The 1174-nt window shown below is 68.0% G+C and carries 2 protein-coding genes; both read left to right on the forward strand.

The features are described 5' to 3' along the window. The first annotated feature begins 69 nt into the window (after nucleotides 1-69). A complete protein-coding gene (locus tag ACIBH4_RS39625; protein WP_362522402.1) occupies nucleotides 70-612 on the forward strand; it encodes a winged helix-turn-helix domain-containing protein in 543 nt (180 codons plus the stop codon). Continuing rightward, nucleotides 522-1139 (forward strand): transposase, encoded by a 618-nt coding sequence (locus tag ACIBH4_RS39630; protein WP_362522403.1) that lies wholly within the window; start codon nucleotides 522-524, stop codon nucleotides 1137-1139. Before ACIBH4_RS39625 ends, ACIBH4_RS39630 begins: the two co-directional genes overlap by 91 nt. Nucleotides 1140-1174 lie beyond the last annotated feature (35 nt).

A 1174-nucleotide genomic window follows, 5' to 3' on the forward strand; every position in this document is an offset into this window, starting at 1 on the left:
TACTCCGTTTGAACTCGTAGAGTCCCCCTGACCTGTGGTGTTGCGCTGCCCGGGTGGTAGAGCGGGAGTATGAGATACGCGCAGCGTGGCGGGTACACCCCTGCCGAGCAGGAGCGGCGTGAGCGGCTGCGGTTGGAGACGGCCGAGCGGTTCGCGCGCGGGGAGTCCACGATGGTCATCGCCCGGGATCTGCGGGTCACCGAGCGGACGGTACGGCGATGGCGCCGACGATGGCGGCAGGGCGGGGCGCAGGCTCTGCGGTCGGCCGGGCCGGTGTCGCGTGAGCGGTTGTCGGCGCGCTCATGGATGAAGCTGGAGGCGCAGCTGAGGCGGGGTCCGCTGGCGCATGGTTTCGCCGATGACCAGCGCTGGACCCTGGGGCGGGTCAAGACGGTGATCGGCCGGCTGTTTCATGTCGGCTACAGCGTGCAGGGGGTGGCCAAGCTACTGAAACGGCATGGCTGGTCGGTGCGGGTGCCGCTGCGGCGGGCCGTTGAGCGCGATGAGGAGGCCATCGAGGCATGGAAGGCCGAGGTGTGGCCGCGGGTAAAACCACCGCGGCGGACCTGGGCGCCTACATCTGCTTCGAAGACGAGGCAGGCCAGGGGCTGAGGCCGCCGAAGGGGAAGACCTGGGCGCCGCGCGGGACGCGGCCGGTGGTACGGGTACGCGGCCGGGGTGCTGGGCGGGTCAACGTGGCCGGGGTCGCCTGTTTCCGGCCCGGCCGGCGCTCGCACCTGTTCTATGCGGTGCATGTCTACCGGGGCCGCGGCGGCGAAGCCAAGAGCTTTTCCTGGCGGCGCTACCGGGATCTGATCATCGCGACGCATGCGCACCTCGGGGCCCCGCTGGTGTGGTGCTGGGACAACCTGAACGTGCATCTGGTCCAGGAGTTGGACGACTTCGCCGAGGAGAACAAGGCCTGGCTACGGGTGGTGCGGTTGCCGACGTATGCGCCGGAACTGAACCCGGTTGAAGGGGTCTGGTCACTGCTGCGACGGGCGATGGCCGACTTCGTCGTCACCGATCTCGACGGCCTGGCCCGGATCATGAAGCGCAAACTGAAGAAGATCCAGTTCAGGCCGCATCTACTCGACGGCTGTCTGACCACAACGGGGTTGGCCATCGAGCCATGGTGATCGCGGGGACGGACTCTACGAATTCAACTGGAGTA

Source organism: Streptosporangium sp. NPDC050284, assembly GCF_044459525.1.
Classification (GTDB): domain Bacteria; phylum Actinomycetota; class Actinomycetes; order Streptosporangiales; family Streptosporangiaceae; genus Streptosporangium.

Coding starts and splice junctions, on each gene's coding strand:
- ACIBH4_RS39625 (WP_362522402.1), top strand. CDS start 70: ATGAGATACGCGCAGCGTGGCGGGTACACCCCTGCCGAGCAGGAGCGG.
- ACIBH4_RS39630 (WP_362522403.1), top strand. CDS start 522: ATGGAAGGCCGAGGTGTGGCCGCGGGTAAAACCACCGCGGCGGACCTG.